Source organism: Prevotella sp. P3-122, from assembly GCF_002251365.1.
Taxonomy (GTDB): Bacteria; Bacteroidota; Bacteroidia; order Bacteroidales; family Bacteroidaceae; genus Prevotella.
The window spans coordinates 17294-33531 of the sequence record NZ_NPJH01000097.1 but is presented as its reverse complement, the minus strand read 5'-3'; the positions used below and the strand labels follow the sequence as shown (position 1 = coordinate 33531).

Sequence of the window (16238 nt, the reverse complement as noted above, 5' to 3'; positions counted from 1 at the left end):
ATATTGTCAGTGTTAGTTATTTTGTATGTCCGTTATCTGTCGCATACAGGCCGTATGCAGAAGCCGTAGGCTCGGTTTGCGCTCCATCTGCCGCTGTAGCCAGTGAAGTTGAGGTTGTATGCTGCCGTGGTGTATTCGGCGGAAAGCGTTCCGGTCCAGTAGTAGCCCGTAGACCCTACGTTGACCACCTGCTCTCTCATCTGTCCGGCAGCGGGGAGGAAGATCGATTGTCCTGACGGCCCCGTTATCCTATATCCGTTGATACCGTTGACAGACGTCCATGTCCATGTACACTGCGTGGCGAGTTCCTCCACCTCCTCAATGGTTGGCATGCGCCATGTATCCTGCCACATCACCGTGGCGGCATCGTATTGCGTGCCTGATATCTCCGTCATCGACGTGTCGTATACCCCGTTGACCTTCAGACTGTAGTTCTGTTCAGTGTATGTCTCCTTTGTCTCGGTCTCGCCCCATGCGAAGTAGTTGCCGTAGTCCTCCGGCATGTCGGCGCCTACATTGCAGGTTGCCCACATCACCGAGAGTCCCAGGTCGGTATAGTCGTGTTTCTCTGCCTGTGACGGTTCAAATGCTATGCTGTCGATGGTCTCAACGTTGATGCGCAGCGGAGTGAGTCCGTTGCGGTGGATTACCATCTGCCAATCCTGGGCAGATGCGGTAAAGGATGACAATATGGCAAGCGCCATGACTATTAGTTGTCTCTTCATAGGATAATAATAAAAAACCATTCCCAGTGCCATGCCTTGACGGCATGGCACTGGGAATGGTCATTAATCAGTATAGTATATTTTTATTTTCCACGAAAGATTTACCCCCCCTCCGTACGCTTAACAGGGGTTGCTACTATACAACATGAATATGTTGACATGGGGTAATGCATTGGCCGTCGCTTTATAAATTTTGTTATTCTTCTGCAAATTTAGTGACAATTATGTAAACGACAAAGAATTTTTGAAAATAAGTGTTGCTTGACAATAAAATTTTTGTGTTTATTGATAAATTCCTACATTTTATAGATGTGGGAGGGGTAATGGGTTCAGTAGAAATTTCCAGGGGGCTAAGTACTCCGTAGGGTGAGTCTTTTTCCCCTTTTCTCTTATCCAGAATAGGACAGACATTTCTGTGCCTGTTCAGTCCAACTTTCACGCAAAGCTTTGCATTCGCCCACGCAAAGCTTTGCATCTGCCATCGCAAAGCTTTGCAACCGCCATCGCAAAGCTTTGCAACCGCCAACGCAAAGCTTTGCATTTGCCTACGCAAAGCTTTGCCTTCATTTAGGAGTGACGTCCATGTTTTTCCACTGAGCCGAGTAATGGGGCTGGAGCTAAGGCGGCAAGTAGTCAGGAGTTAAGGGGCAGGAATAAAGTGGTTGGCTATATCCAAAAAAAGAGAGGGCATGTCGGCTGACATGTCCTCTCTGAATATGTGTTACGGGGTAGGGGGATTACTCACCCTTCTCCATTTTTGCCTTGAGGTTTGCAAGAACATCGAGGTCACCGAGTGAGGTACCTGCTGCAACATTGTTGATTACAGGTGCATCGCTCTTCTTTGCATTGTGCTTCTTAGCTGGCTTCGGCTCTTCCTTAGCCTCCTCGAAGGTGCGTGAGTGAGAAAGGATGATGCGCTTGGTCTCCTTTACGAACTCGATTACCTTGAAGTCGAGCTCCTCACCGAGCTGTGCCTGTGTGCCATCCTCCTTAACAAGGTGCTTTGGAGTGGCGAAGCCCTCACCGCCCTCATTGAGAGTGATGACAGCACCCTTGTCCATCATCTCGGTAATCTTACCTGTGTGAACAGAGCCTGGAGTGTAAAGTGTCTCGTATGTGTCCCAAGGATTGTCCTCGAGCTGCTTGTGGCCAAGGCTCAGACGACGGTTCTCCTTGTCTATCTCGAGTACTACAACCTCGATTTCTGCACCCTGAGTAGTGAACTCTGAAGGATGCTTAACCTTCTTGGTCCATGAGAGGTCGCTGATGTGGATAAGGCCGTCTACGCCTTCCTCAAGCTCTACGAAGATACCGAAGTTTGTGAAGTTGCGAACCTTTGCGGTGTGCTTGCTGCCAACAGGATACTTGTTCTCGATGGCCTCCCATGGGTCTTCCTTGAGCTGCTTGATACCGAGGCTCATCTTGCGCTCCTCGCGGTCGAGTGTGAGGATTACTGCCTCTACCTCGTCGCCAACGTGCATGAACTCCTGTGCTGAGCGCAGGTGCTGGCTCCAAGACATTTCTGATACGTGGATAAGACCCTCAACGCCCGGAGCAATCTCAACGAATGCGCCGTAGTCAGCGATGACAACAACCTTACCCTTAATGTGGTCTCCAACCTTGAGCTCTGGGTCGAGAGCATCCCATGGGTGCGGAGTGAGCTGCTTCAGACCAAGGGCGATGCGCTTCTTGTCGTCGTCGAAGTCGAGGATAACGACATTGATCTTCTGGTCGAGAGCTACTACCTCGTGAGGATCGCTTACGCGGCCCCAAGAGAGGTCTGTGATATGGATGAGTCCGTCAACACCACCGAGGTCAACGAATACACCGTAAGAGGTGATGTTCTTGACGGTACCCTCGAGGATCTGACCTTTCTCAAGCTTAGAGATGATTTCCTTCTTCTGTGCCTCAAGCTCGGCCTCGATGAGAGCCTTGTGAGAAACAACAACATTGCGGAACTCCTGGTTGATTTTCACAACCTTGAATTCCATGGTCTTGCCTACGAATACGTCGTAGTCGCGTATAGGATGAACGTCAATCTGGCTGCCTGGCAGGAATGCCTCGATGCCGAATACATCAACAATCATACCACCCTTGGTGCGGCACTTGATGTAACCCTGGATAACTTCCTCGTTGTCGAGAGCAGCGTTGACACGCTCCCAGCTCTTGCTCAGGCGGGCTTTCTTGTGAGAGAGAACCAGCTGTCCCTTCTTGTCCTCCTGGTTTTCTACGTAAACCTCAACCTTGTCACCAACCTTGAGGTCTGGATTGTAACGGAATTCAGAAGCAGGGATGATACCATCGCTCTTGTAGCCGATGTTAACAATTACTTCCTTCTTGTCTACAGAGATTACGGTACCTTCGGTAACCTGATGCTCTGATACCTTGTTAAGGGTCTCATCGTATGCCTTTTCCAAGACATCCTTGCTGACGCTTGCGCTTGTGCCATTCTCAAACTCGTCCCAGTTGAAATCCTGTAATGGCTCGACGTTCTTTAAATTTGACATGTTAATTAAAAAATAAAAGTTTTAAATTAATAAAGTTAGACTTTATGTTAATTGATAATGTGGACATAGCCCACAAATTGGCTGCAAAGTTACGACTTTTATTTAGATTGGCAAAATCTTTTTCGGCAAATCTTGCCTTGTGGCTTGTTTTTCTCTGTGATAGTCATTTATTTAGCTATTTTTAATAGTCTGTTGGTAGGGTTTTGATATAAAATGCTTAACTTTGCACTTAATTATGAAATACATAGAGACTGATATAAAGGGTGTTTGGATAATCGAACCAAAGGTGTTCGACGATGCCAGAGGCTATTTCATGGAAGCCTGGAAGAAGGAGGAGTTCGAGGCTCACGTGGGAATGGTTGACTTCGTACAGGACAACGAGTCGAAGTCGTCGTACGGAGTATTGCGCGGATTACATTACCAGAAGGGAGATGCCTCGCAGGCCAAGCTTGTGAGGGTTATCAAGGGCCGGGTTGTCGATGTGGCTGTTGATATACGCAAGTCGTCTCCTACCTTCGGGAAGCATGTGATGGTGGAATTGAGCGAGACCAACAAGCGCCAGCTGTTCATACCACGCGGCTTTGCGCACGGTTTCCTTGTTCTGAGTGATGAGGCCGTGTTTACTTATAAGGTTGACAACGTTTATGCTCCACAGCAAGAGGCCAGCATCAGATGGAACGATGAGACTCTCGGCATTCAATGGCCCATTGACCCGAAGGACGTTGTTACAAGCGAGAAGGACCTTAGAGGCCGCTCGTTGTGCGATGCCGAGGTCTTCGAGTAGAGTGTGCTAATATAATAATGTGTAGACTCAAGTATAATGATGGGAACAGGCTGTCTCATCATCAATATAAATTAGAGCAACTTTGAAAAGTTTAGTTTTATCAGTTTTTGCCCTGGTCATGTTGTTTGTGGCGTGTGGCGAGAAGAAGGTGGAACAACAGGTTAAGCCAAAGGAGAATGCTGAGGCTAAGAAGCTGTTGCAGGGAATTTGGCTCAACGATGATGCCGGTGATGTCGTTTTTAAGGTTAAGGGCGATACTGTTTATTACCCTGATACAACAAGCTTACCTGTGTATTTCAAGATAGTTGGTGACACGTTTGTCCTTTATGGAGCCAGCGTTGTGAAATACCCTATACAGAAGCAGTCACCTCATCTCTTTGTATTTGCCAACCAGAATGGTGAACAGGTAAGGCTGGTGAAGAGCGAGGACCCAAGCGATGATTACTCTTTTGAGGGCAAAAAGGCCCAACCACTAAATCAGAACCAGCTCATAAAACGTGATACCGTTATTACGAATGGTACCGAACGTTATCATTGCTACATACAGGTGAACCCCACGACGTATAAGGTTGTCAGGTCTACGTATAACGACGAGGGTGTTGCTGTTGATAATGTGTACTATGACAATATTGTCAACCTCAATGTCTTCAACGGGGCAAGGAAGCTCTTCTCTGGTGACTTCCGCAAGCAGCAGTTTGCTGATTATGTTCCTGAACAGTTTCTTAATCAGGCTATATTAAGTGACTTGATATTCAAGAAGTTGGATAACGATGGCATTAGGTATACAGCAATACTTGGAGTAGGCGATACAAACCTTACCTATGAGGTTGAGGTACTTGTGGGATTCGATGGCAGGATTGTCATGAACCGACAGGAATAGCCGGCGTCCGGCAATATGTTTTTAGGCATGTGGCTGTTGGGTCTCGTTGCCTTTCGTGAAATAGTTTATCCATGCGTCTGTGACAGCATTTTTATGATTTCTAAGCCCTGTTTTTACAAAGGTAGAAACAGGGCTTAGGTGTGAATGGGAAATAAGTTCTTCAAGTGAAGGTGGGCTTTTTCTGTCAAAAAACATTTTAAAAGCTAAATTAACACAGAAAAGTTTTCCTTATTGAAAAAAAAGCAGTAAATTTGAACCCTGTTAGAGAGTGCTAAACGTCTTAGAACGAAAATAAACGGCGTTCTCGTTAATCTTACACAAAAATCATTTAGTAAACTCAATGGACGAAAATCAGACAATTGACCAAGACCGCATCCTCAAGATTAATATTGAGGAGGAAATGAAGTCTTCCTATATTGACTATTCCATGTCGGTTATCGTGGCGCGTGCCCTCCCTGATGTAAGGGATGGCTTCAAGCCTGTTCACCGCCGTATATTATATGGTATGCTCGGTATAGGAAACACCAGCGACAAGCCGTACAAGAAGTGTGCGCGCGTCGTCGGAGAGGTGCTTGGTAAGTACCATCCACATGGTGACTCTTCTGTCTATGGCGCACTCGTGCGCATGGGACAGGAGTGGAATATGCGTTATAAGCTTGTCGACGGACAAGGTAACTTCGGTAGCGTTGACGGAGACTCTCCGGCTGCCATGAGGTATACGGAGTGTAGGCTCTCCAAGATGGGTGAGCAGATAATGGACGACCTTGAGAAGGACACCGTCGACATGACGAACAACTTCGACGACTCGCTGCTCGAGCCTACCGTGATGCCGACAAAGATACCTAACCTGCTGGTTAATGGCGGTAATGGTATCGCCGTGGGTATGGCTACCAATATGCCAACCCACAACCTCTCGGAGGTGATAGACGGATGCTGCGCGTTCATAGACAATCCTGAGATTGATACCGAGGGGCTGATGCAGTACATTCCGGCTCCTGACTTCCCGACGGGCGCATACATATATGGTCTGCAGGGTGTTAGGGAGGCATACGAGACTGGACGTGGCCGTATAGTCATGAGAGCCAAGGCTGAGATTGAGAGCGAGGAGACTCATGACAAGATTGTCGTTACGGAGATACCGTATGGTGTCAACAAGCAGCAGCTGATAGAGTACATTGCGGAGCTGGTGAAGGAAGGAAAGCTTGAGGGCATCTCTAATGTAAACGACGAGACAGGCCGTCAGGGTATGCGTATCGTCGTAGACGTGAAGCGTGACGCCAACGCCAATGTCATACTGAACAAGCTGTTCAAGATGACTGCCCTGCAAAGTTCGTTCTCAGTCAATTGCATTGCATTGGTAAAGGGACGTCCAAAGCTGCTGACCCTTGTAGAGTGTGTAAAACACTTCGTTGACCACAGGCATGACGTTACCATAAGGCGTACACAGTACGACCTGAAGAAGGCACAGGAGCGCGCACACATTCTGGAAGGTCTCATCATTGCTTGCGACAATATCGACGAGGTTGTACATATCATCCGCGCAAGCAAGACACCAAGCGAGGCTCAGACAAACTTGGAGAAGAGGTTCGACATAGACGAGCTGCAGTCGAAGGCAATCGTCGATATGCGACTCTCGCAGCTCACGGGCCTGCGTATGGACCAGTTGCACGCAGAGTATGAAGAACTCGAAAGACAGATAGCATACTTCCAGCAGATACTCAGCGACCCAGAGCTTTGCAAGAAGGTTATGAAGGACGAGCTGCTTGAGGTGAAGCAGAAATATGGTGACGAGCGCCGTACGGAGATTATTCCTGACGAGCACGAGTTCAATGCCGAGGACTTCTATCCCAATGACCCTGTTGTCATAACTGTAAGCCATCTTGGATACATCAAGCGCACGGCCCTTTCTGAATTCCGTGAGCAGGCTCGTGGCGGTGTTGGAGCCAAGGGAGCCCACACACGTGAAAAGGACTTCACGGAATATATCTATCCTGCCACCATGCACCAGATTATGCTTTTCTTCACCAAGAAGGGACGCTGCTACTGGCTGCACTGCTACGAGATACCGGAGGGCGACAAGACATCGAAGGGACGAGCCATTCAGAACCTGCTCAACATTGATGCCGATGACAGCGTGAATGCATTCCTCAGACTGCGTGGACGCGGACTTGAGGACCAGAACTTCATCAATACCCACTATGTGGTCTTCGCAACAAAGAACGGTACCGTTAAGAAGACTCCGCTGGAGGCTTACTCCCGTCCAAGGGCCAATGGCGTCATTGCCATAAATATCGCCGATGGCGACGAGGTTGTAGACGTAAGGCTCACCAACGGACACAACGAACTTATCCTGGCCAACCGCAACGGTAGGGCAGTGAGGTTCGACGAGGAGACCATCCGCACTATGGGCCGTACGGCAACGGGTGTCAGGGGTATGCGCCTTGACGATGGAGACGATGCGGTTGTCGGCATGATAGTGGTCAACGATTCGGAGACCGAGACCGTGATGGTGGTCAGCGAGGAAGGCTATGGCAAGCGCTCGTCTGTTGAGGACTACCGCAAGACCAACCGTGGCGGCAAGGGTGTGAAGACGCTCAACATTACCGACAAGACAGGACGCCTCGTCGCCATCAAGAACGTCACCGACCAGAACGACCTTATGATTATCAACAAGAGCGGCATAGTAATACGTCTCGCCGTTGCCGACTGCCGTGTGATGGGCAGGGCTACACAGGGTGTGAGACTGATTAATCTCGCCAAGAAGAATGATGTCATAGCAAGTGTCTGCAAGGTGATGAGCTCAGAGCTTGAGGCTACCGTGGAAGAGGAGAGCAGGGCACAATGGGCACAGAAAACTGATGCCATGAGGCAGGACACGTCTGCACCTGCACAGACTGATGACATCGACAATCCTGCTGATGACATCGAGGAAAACGAAACAGAAACACAAGAATAATAAATTTATAACTTTCAAGCTTATGAAGAAAATTGTCGTTATGGCTGCCATGATACTGGGAGTATCATCAGCCTTTGCCGCCGATAGTGATGCCCTCAAGGCAATCATGAAGGCCAAGACTTATGCTGAGGCCGAAAGCCTCCTTAACAGCTCTTTGAGCCAGCTCGCATCTGATGCCGAGAAGGCTAAAGCTTACAACAAGCTCTATGAGCTTTCCATCAAGGGGTTTGAGGAAATATCCGTGCTCATTGGTGAGAACCAGAAGGCTATGGTCATGAAGGAAGAGCAGAAGCCATATGACACTGCCGCCTACTATAACAACGCATACAATGCGGTGAAAGCTGCCGTTGAGTGTGACAAGTATGACGGCAAGCCTGATGCAAAGGGTAAGGTAAAGATTCTCTACCGTGAGAATCCGGAACGTCTGCAGAAGCTCTCTCAGGCACGTATAGAGCTTGTCAATGCCGGACAGTGGGCTGACGGACATGGTGACGAGAGCGGCCTGCTGAAATATTGGAGCATGTTCCTCGACAGCCGCAGCGCTGAATTGTTCAGCTCTCTTCCCAAGGAGCCTTTCCTTGGTCAGGTGGCTTTCTATGCCGGTGCCTACGCACAGCGTGCCAATGATTTCAAGATGGCAGACCGCTATTTCGACATCGCACTCGAGGATTCTGCATACCACGACAAGGCTGAGAATGCCAAGTTTGAGGTGGCAGGAAGGAACCTGCACTCGAAGGCTGACACCCTCAATTATATCAAGAAGCTCGAGGACCTTTACACAGCCAAGAACAGCGCCGTTGCCTTCAGCGTATTGTGCAAGCTCTACAATGCAGCAAATATGACAGCTGAGCTCAACAACCTCGTGGACAGGCAGCTGGCCAAGAACCCAAAGGACTTCCTCGCACTCGCATACCGCGCACAGGATATTGCCGACAAGGTGAGCCGGGAGACAGAGACACAAAACTGGGATCCTGCCATCGAGGCTTACAAGGCCCTGCTTGAGGCAAGCGACGGCTCACAGGCATTCGTATTCGCAGGTCTTGGACAGTGCCTTTGCAAGAAGGCTGGTCTCATAGAGGTACGTGCAGAGCAGCGTGCCCTCTTCCAGGAGGCTCTCCCATTGCTTGAGAAGGCAAGAGACCTTGACCCGGACAACAATACCGCTTGGGCATACTTCCTGTATGTATGCTACGGCTCGGTATTCAGCTACAATGACTCACGCGCCATTGAGATTAAGGAAAAGTTCGGATTCTAAAAACGCAAAAATGAACCTTAGTTAGTAGTTGGTTCATAGCATATTCTAAAACCTCCCCATACTCCACAAAGGAAGATGGGGAGGTTTTTCTTGTCCTATTTCTTCTTCGCCTCAAACTTGTAATTGAATGTCAGGGAGGCATATTGGTGAAGGAAGCTGGAACCGCCCTCGGTACGTGTTGTTGCCGTTACTGTACTGCTATAGCGGGTGTCCTTATTGAATATGTCATTGATATGGAAAATGATAGTGGCTTTGTTCTTGATGAAACTATAGTTGACGTTGGCGTTGAGCAGGAAGCGGCTTTTGTTCATTGCATCTGCCATATAACCATGGTCAATGCGGAATGAGGGGTGGAACGAGAATGTCCACGACTTCAATTTGTATTGAGCGTTGGCATCAGCATGAAAGTTGAGGATATCCTGCAGAGTTTGGACAGAATTGCTGTATGTGTAGTGATGCCAGGAGAAGTTGCTGTTTAGTCGGAGAATGAATGGCCCGTCAGTGTATTCCAGCTTAAGATTGTATGTGAAGTCTGAATTGAGCTGGCGGTTATAATTCATGCCTGCGACGTCGTCAACAATGGTCATGATGCCGTATGTCTGGCCGATGCTTTCTGCTATATGGTTTTTTATGTGAATTTTTTCGCCAAGAGTACGTTCGTATGTCAGTGATGCTCCCCAACGCTGACCGCCACGCAAGTTTCTTTTTTGAACACGATAGGCTCCCGTAGCGGAGTTGAAACTGTAGACTGTACCTATTGGGGCATGGTTCTTAGTATAGTCAACGGATATGTCAACAACCTGGTTGGCATGTGAGAGCATGGTTGAAAATGCGAGGTCGGCACTCAGTGTGTGAGATGTTTTGAGATGCGGGTTCCCATCAATAACCCAGAGTGGATTTGTGTCATCCCGATAGCCTATGCAGTCAACAAGGTCTGGACGTTGACTCTCGTATACAATATTTCCGCGCAGCTGCGTTTGCTTCTTCAGTTTGTAAGTAAGCCTCAATGATGGTTTGCAAAGCAGCTGTGAGCGGGTGGCTATGGTGTCGAGAGTATTTCCTCGTTGATAGTTTGTCTGTTCATGCCAATGAGTGATTTGGAAATTAGGGCTGAGATGGAATTTCCCGTATGTGATATTGGCATTGATGCCGAACATGTTTTGCCAAGTTTTGTCTTTTCGTTTCAGACTGTTGGCTAGGTCAAGCGTGTCAGCTCTACGACGTTGCTCGTCGTGATATCTGTTGAGGTAAGTCGTTCTCCATTCTGCTGACACCATCAGCTGCTTACCCAGAGGCCTGCTGATTCCAAGTCCCAGTTCCGCATTCAGGTTATGTATAGGGGTTTGGAATGTCTGATGGTCGGTCTGTGATGTCCCATTTTGTAAATACTGGTATATTCCTGTTGAAGCCCCGTCGCTTTTCTGGTTGTCATATGATACCTGGGCCATAGCTCCATATTGTGTTTTTCCAACAAAACTGAACAGTGTGGCCTCTAAACTGGAAGACATTCCTTTCTTGTCGTTCAGGGCATGGTAGTCGGAAGTGTTTATCAGCTGTTCAGGCGTGTCGATATTGTATGTCTGTCCCTTGTTCTCCTCCATCTTTTGCTCATTGTGGTATGTTATGTTAGCATTTACAGCCAGCATGGAGTTAGGACTCAGATTGAAGAACGAATTGAAATCTACAGGTATTTTCAGTTCGTGATGGTAGTCATTTGCTGTCTTATTGGTTGCTGTGGCCGCGTTGTCAGGGATAAATGATTGGCGGTTTTCCCAACTGTCATGCGTTATGTCCGTATGATTGGCACCTACATTGATGTTCCAGTTGCTCTGCTGACGTACCTTGAAGTCATGTTTCCAACAGTGTCCATAGCCAATGGCGCCTGTTTGCTGGCGAACGGGAGTGTCGCCTTGCCATGAACCGTTTCGTTGAAGCGTGGCTATGCTAATCACCTTCGGGTCATCGGCTACACAGACATAGAACATCAGCGGGTCGGTATCGCTCATCCGCATGGCTCTCAGATGTGCTGCGTAGTTGCCGCTTGTCATTCCCTTCAACTCCGTGTCACCAAATATCTTGTCCATGAAACCAGGCTTGATGGCTACATCAAGCACATGTTCTTCTTTTCCGTCTGCCACGCCGGTGCGCTCGGTAAGCTCGCTCTGCTTGTCGTATGCTTTGATGTCCTTCACGGACTCCACAGACAACAGATTGGTCAACATGGACTCACTGAGCACCTCTTTGCTGTTAACCATCAGCTTCAGCGGTTCGCCATTCCACAACAGTTTACCCTCCCTTATGCTCACACCTGGCAGCTGTTCTATAAGTTCCAACAGTCGTGCTCCGTCTGTTGTACGAAAGGCACTGGGGTTGAACACAACTGTGTCGCCACGCATGTAGAACCTGCGGGCACTCCCCCTTACTGTAACCTCTTCCAGCAGATGCTCGTCCATCTGCAGGCAAAAGTCTTCTATAGAGATGGTGTCACGATCGTTGTTTCCGTTAAGTTTTACAGAGTGGCTGTGATAACCGAAGTGACTCGCCATGATGGTCAGTTTCGACATTTCTTTACGGCATGTATACATAAATCTACCAAGACTGTCAGCATAGACAACGCTTATTTCGGTACCTCCAGTGCTGATGGCTTCCTCTTTGAACAATACTTTTGCTCCTTGTAGCGGTTCGTATGTCTCGGCATCCACCACACGTCCCTTGATAGTATCTGCTGTCAGGTCTTGCGCCTGGAGAAGGCACACGACAACTGTAGCGAGAATGATAAATCCTTGCTTCATAAGTGTATATGTTATAAGATATTTTTAGATGCTTTTTCTTCTCATTCTCCTCGCCATGTCGTCAGTATTCAGCATGGCGATGATGCAGGTGGTAATCATCAATGAGGATAAAAAAGCGGAAATGATGCGACTGTTCTGCTCTATCAAAAGCAGGGGATAGAAGTTGATGCCGAAAGTGAACAGCGGAACATCTGTCGGCGCATTAAGGATGAATGCCAACGTTCCGCCTCCGATGACAATACCTGTCACAAAGGCTATTGCAACAACCATGCGATACCGGCGTATCTGAGCAGCCTGCGCCTGTCGGATTTCATCGATGAGGGCGAGTTTCCTTTCCAGCCGTTCGGTGAACAGATCGCTGTCGGTCGGCGTCGGCTGGAAACTGTCGAAAAGTGCCTGTAGTCTTATGTCGTCATTCATCTTTCAGAAGGGTTTTAAGTTTGTTGCGTCCACGCGAGAGTTGCTGTTTTATGGCATCCTCCGTTGCGTCCACGATGTCGGCAATCTCATGGACGGAATAGCCTTTGATATAGTAGAGCAGAATAGCGGAGCGTTCCTTGGGAGGCAACTGCTCCAGAGCCATATAGAGCGGCTGATAACGGAAGTCGCGGTCGGCAGCAAATGAGGAGTCGGGCTGTTCGTTCAGCGTTTCTATCGGATGCAGGGTGCGTCGGCTGCGGCTGGTGTCGAGGAACGTGTTGTATGCAATTCGATAGAGCCAAGCCGTGTCTTTCCCTTGGTCCTCATGCTTGTCGATAGCGAGATAGGCTTTGACCAGTGCATCCTGTGCAATGTCGTCAGCCTCATCCCTGTTGCCGCAGCAGAGGGCGAGAAGGAACCGCCGGAGCGACTTCTGTTCAGTTCGGATCAATGCTATGAATCGCTCGCGGTTCATTCCTTCGTCTGCATGTGCTTCAATTCTGCCTCCATCTCTTGCTTCAGAGCCTTCTTTCCCACAAAATAATTAATGAGAAAAGCGATGCCAATACCTAATGAGGGTACTGCCACCATGGATAGGAGGATGAACATATCATTATTGACTCTGTCGATGACCATCCCAAACACAGCCAATGCCATATAGATACACACGCCAAAAATGGTGAAGATGCAGCCCCACAGCAATTTGTCCAGCAGTTTCTCCTTGATGGTGCGGCTCGGCGGGTTCATCTTCCTGAAGAATGCTTCCAAGTTCAGGTCAGAGCCCTTCTCGATGGCAGCCAAAGCCATTTCGGCCCTTTTGTCGGTCTCGTGTTTCTTGTAGCGTAACACCAACCAAACGATGATGGTCGGAAGCACTACAAAAATCCCTAAGAAGACTAACGTTTCTCCCAATTTCATACTTTCTACATTTTATCTGTTATACAATGTTTTTATCGTTCTCTTTTGAGCTTGCTCATATATATAACGAATAAAACGACAGAAAAGTGACGTGTGGAGTCAAAAAACTCCATCGTTTTTTTTATGGCAAGTATTCTCTGACTTATGTCATATATCTGCGTTGCCAATGTCATGTATATGTTTTACCTTTTTCACGTATCTGCGTTGCCAATGTCATGTATATGTTTTACCTTTTTCACGTATCTGTGCCGAAGTCAGTTAACTTTGTGGATACAAAATAAAAGGGAGGCAATCAACAGGGGCCGTAGCCCTTGATGAATGCCTCCCCATGATTATTAGAAGGTCTGAATGAATGCTGATAAAAAGTTATTCACATACAGGAATCTTATCGATGCGACGCTGATGACGGCCGCCTTCGAACTCCGTGTTGAGGAATTCATCCATAATCTTCTTTGCCATGTCGTTGTCTATGAAACGTCCTGGCATGACAAGCACGTTGGCATTGTTGTGCTGGCGGATGAGATGAGCAATCTCTGGTATCCAGCACAGACCGGCTCTGATGGACTGATGCTTGTTCAGAGTCATATTGATGCCCTCACCGCTGCCGCAGATGGCTATTCCCGGGAACACCTCTCCCTGCTCGATGCCTTTTGCAAGGGCATGTCCGAAGTCGGAGTAGTCGCAGCTCTCCTCGCTGAGGGTGCCATAGTCCTTATATGCTATGCCGTGCTCATCGAGGTATTGCTTTACGTACTGCTTAAGCTGATAGCCAGCATGGTCGCTGGCTATGCCTATGGTCTTAATGTCCATAATTACTTCAGTTAACAAGTAAAAAAGCCTCACCATTCAGCACCTACACAAAATGAAGGAGAGATAACAGACCAAAGTCTGTGTTACATCACCACTAAGCCATTTTGCTCCCCTCTCTTTTGGAGAGGGGTAGGGGGTGAGGCTTCTTGTCAATTACAACATTGCCTTAACTTGCTCGTAAACGTTCTGGCCAGTGTAACCGAGTTTCTCGTCGAGAACCTTGTATGGAGCAGAGAAACCGAAGCTTTCGAGGCCCCATATCTTTGACTCTGGAGCAGCACCAATGAGGAAGCCCTGAAGGTTGACTGGCAGACCGGCTGTCATACCGAACACCTTTGCGCCTGCAGGTATCACGCTCTGCTGGTATTCAGCACTCTGTGTGCGGAACAGGCCCTCAGAAGGAACACTCACGATGCGAACCTTAACGCCATCCTTACGGAGGAGTTCAGCACCGCTGACGAGTGTAGATACCTCAGAACCTGTAGCTACGAGTACAACATCAGGATTGTCGTCAGAGCCGGCTACCACGTAGCCACCCTTGCGAGCCTGCTCATAGTCGTTGCCTTCGGGCAAGTTGTTGATATTCTGACGGCTGAAGATAAGAGCTGTAGGAGTATCTGTGTTCTCCATTGCCATAGCCCATGCAACAGTTGTCTCCTTGGCGTCAGCAGGACGGAGCACGAGGCAAGAGTTCTTGCCAGAGTGGTTCTTCAGCTTCTCCATCAGACGGATCTGTGCCTCCTGCTCAACTGGCTCGTGGGTAGGACCATCCTCACCTACGCGGAATGCGTCGTGAGTCCAGATGAACTTAACAGGCAACTGCATGAGGGCAGCCATACGAACAGCTGGCTTCATATAGTCGGAGAATACGAAGAATGTACCGCAAGCTGGGATGACACCTCCGTGCAGAGACATACCGATGCAGCAGCATGCCATGGTGAGCTCGGCTACACCAGCCTGGAAGAATGCTCCGCTGAAGTCGCCCTTTACGAGAGCCTTTGTCTGCTTCAGGAAGCCATCGGTCTTGTCGGAGTTGGAGAGGTCGGCAGATGCGCAGATCATGTTTGGAACCTGCTGTGCCAATACGCTCAGACAAGCAGCTGATGCGCTACGTGTGGCATCGTTGTCCTTCTGTACGCACTTGCTCCAGTCAATCTTCGGAGCCTTGCCGCTGAACCAGTCTGCCTGCTGGGCAGCCTTCTCGGGATTGGCGTCAGCCCAAGCCTTCTCCTCTGCATAGCGCTCAGCGCAGATGGCCTTGAGCTCCTCAGCACGCTTGGCGTAGAGTTCCTTAACCTCGGGGAATATCTGGAATGGGTTCTCTGGGTCGCCACCCAAATGCTTGATGGTGTTGACGAAGGCATCGCCACCGAGAGGAGCACCATGGGTCTTGCAGTTGGCCTCGTAAGAAGAACCGTCGGCCTTCAGGGCACCCTTACCCATTATGCACTTACCGATGATGAGGGTAGGCTTGCCCTCTACCTTCTTTGCCTTGTCGAGAGCCTCGCGAATCTGGTCAATGTCGTTGCCGTTGATTTCGAATACCTCCCAGCCAAAAGCACGATACTTTGCAGCTGTGTCCTCGTTCATGACATCCTTGGTCTCAGTAGAGAGCTGGATGTCATTGCAGTCGTAGAACATGATGAGGTTGTCCAGGCCGAGCACAGAGGCGATGCGGGCTGCACCCTGAGAGATTTCTTCCTGAATGCCACCATCAGAGATGTAGGCATAGATGGTCTCCTTGTCGAAGGTGGGGTTGCCGGTATGAGCGGCAAGGAACTTGGCTGCTATGGCAGCACCTACAGCGAAGACATGACCCTGTCCGAGAGGACCAGATGTGTTTTCAATGCCGCGTGCAATCTCAAATTCCGGGTGACCTGTAGTAGGTGAGCCCCACTGACGGAGCTGTGCCAACTCGTCGAGTGTGAATTTACCGATAAGAGTAAGCTGTGAATAGAGCATTGGAGCCATGTGGCCTGGGTCGAGGAAGAAGCGGTCGCGACCTACCCACTCTGGGTTCTCGGGGTCGTACTTCAGGTACTCGCTATAGAGTACGTTGATGAAGTCTGCACCACCCATGGCGCCGCCCGGGTGTCCGCTCTTTGCCTTTTCTACAGCTGATGCAGCGAGTATACGGATATTGTCTGCTGCACGCATCATTACTTGGTTATCGTTCATAATTTATAAAGGT

The 16238-nt window shown here is 48.9% G+C and carries 13 protein-coding genes; 4 read left to right on the top strand and 9 right to left on the bottom strand.

Annotation, left to right across the window (positions count from 1 at the left end; translation table 11 throughout):
- Positions 1–32: 32 nt before the first annotated feature.
- From CIL02_RS15390 to rpsA, 3 genes are all read right to left on the bottom strand, one after another.
- Complete coding sequence (locus CIL02_RS15390; protein WP_170935128.1) at positions 33–725, bottom strand: hypothetical protein; 693 nt, start codon at positions 723–725, stop codon at positions 33–35.
- Positions 726–921: 196 nt separating this feature from the next.
- Entirely contained in the window at positions 922–1164 is a 243-nt protein-coding gene (locus CIL02_RS15385; protein WP_141210273.1) for a hypothetical protein, read from the bottom strand.
- Positions 1165–1462: 298 nt separating this feature from the next.
- Positions 1463–3232: a 30S ribosomal protein S1 gene (rpsA, locus tag CIL02_RS15380; RefSeq protein WP_094403077.1), complete on the bottom strand. Its 1770-nt coding sequence runs from the start codon at positions 3230–3232 to the stop codon at positions 1463–1465.
- 235 nt (positions 3233–3467) lie between these two features.
- Here rpsA and rfbC point away from each other — a divergent pair, with 235 nt between their 5' ends.
- From rfbC to CIL02_RS15360, 4 genes are all read left to right on the top strand, one after another.
- Positions 3468–4016, top strand: coding sequence for a dTDP-4-dehydrorhamnose 3,5-epimerase (gene rfbC, locus CIL02_RS15375; protein ID WP_094403075.1), 549 nt, complete (start codon positions 3468–3470; stop codon positions 4014–4016).
- Between the two features lie 82 nt (positions 4017–4098).
- Positions 4099–4896, top strand: a complete 798-nt coding sequence (locus CIL02_RS15370; protein ID WP_371589583.1) for a DUF4738 domain-containing protein — start codon at positions 4099–4101, stop codon at positions 4894–4896.
- Positions 4897–5236: 340 nt separating this feature from the next.
- Positions 5237–7852 (top strand): DNA gyrase subunit A, encoded by a 2616-nt coding sequence (gyrA, locus tag CIL02_RS15365; RefSeq protein ID WP_094403071.1) that lies wholly within the window; start codon positions 5237–5239, stop codon positions 7850–7852.
- Between the two features lie 22 nt (positions 7853–7874).
- Complete coding sequence (locus CIL02_RS15360) at positions 7875–9107, top strand: hypothetical protein (protein WP_141210272.1); 1233 nt, start codon at positions 7875–7877, stop codon at positions 9105–9107.
- Positions 9108–9202: 95 nt separating this feature from the next.
- Here the strand turns inward: CIL02_RS15360 and CIL02_RS15355 are convergent, their stop codons facing one another.
- From CIL02_RS15355 to CIL02_RS15330, 6 genes are all read right to left on the bottom strand, one after another.
- A complete protein-coding gene (locus CIL02_RS15355; RefSeq protein ID WP_094403067.1) occupies positions 9203–11899 on the bottom strand; it encodes an outer membrane beta-barrel protein in 2697 nt (898 codons plus the stop codon).
- A gap of 24 nt (positions 11900–11923) precedes the next feature.
- Positions 11924–12319 carry a hypothetical protein gene (locus CIL02_RS15350; RefSeq protein ID WP_094403065.1) on the bottom strand — a complete coding sequence of 132 codons (396 nt, stop codon included), beginning with the start codon at positions 12317–12319 and terminating at the stop codon, positions 11924–11926.
- A complete protein-coding gene (locus CIL02_RS15345) occupies positions 12312–12770 on the bottom strand; it encodes an RNA polymerase sigma factor (RefSeq protein ID WP_371589581.1) in 459 nt (152 codons plus the stop codon). Before CIL02_RS15345 ends, CIL02_RS15350 begins: the two co-directional genes overlap by 8 nt.
- 20 nt (positions 12771–12790) lie before the next feature.
- Positions 12791–13237, bottom strand: coding sequence for a DUF6249 domain-containing protein (locus CIL02_RS15340; RefSeq protein WP_094403062.1), 447 nt, complete (start codon positions 13235–13237; stop codon positions 12791–12793).
- Between the two features lie 366 nt (positions 13238–13603).
- Entirely contained in the window at positions 13604–14047 is a 444-nt protein-coding gene (locus CIL02_RS15335) for an RpiB/LacA/LacB family sugar-phosphate isomerase (protein ID WP_094403061.1), read from the bottom strand.
- Between the two features lie 153 nt (positions 14048–14200).
- Positions 14201–16225 carry a transketolase gene (locus CIL02_RS15330; RefSeq protein WP_094403059.1) on the bottom strand — a complete coding sequence of 675 codons (2025 nt, stop codon included), beginning with the start codon at positions 16223–16225 and terminating at the stop codon, positions 14201–14203.
- Positions 16226–16238: the final 13 nt, after the last annotated feature.